1 pseudogene is annotated in these 401 nt (G+C 66.5%); it reads right to left on the reverse strand.

The annotated features are described in order from the left end of the window. Window positions 1–401: pseudogene (locus tag AC1DPX_RS35170) on the reverse strand (filamentous hemagglutinin); the annotation flags it as partial.

Below are 401 nucleotides of genomic sequence, written 5' to 3' on the forward strand. Positions count from 1 at the left end.
AGGTCGAAGGTCGACCGAGCCGGTGAAGTCGAGGCGCTGCTTGCCCGACACTTCCGTGAAGCCGCCATTGCCGTTGTCCTCGCCACCGCGCGCGGAAATCTTGCCGGCGAACTTCGTCTGTTCGTCCGACCAGACGATCACCGTGCCGCCATCGCCGGTACCGGTAGCACTGGCGTCGATCGTCGTATCGGCATCAACCTCGGTCGTCTGGGCTCGCTGCAGCGTGCCCTTGCCCTGCTTGTCACCGCCGATCTTGACAGTGCCGCCGCCGTCCTTGCCCGAGGCATCGACCTTGGCTGCCTYGAGCTTCAGCTTGCGGCCGGTCACCGTGACCTTGCCGCCCTTGCCGCCGGCCTTGGCCGAAGCATCGAGCGTGCCGGAGACTTCGACCGAGCCATCGC

The sequence above is a fragment of the Mesorhizobium sp. 01N446 genome (assembly GCF_056399285.1).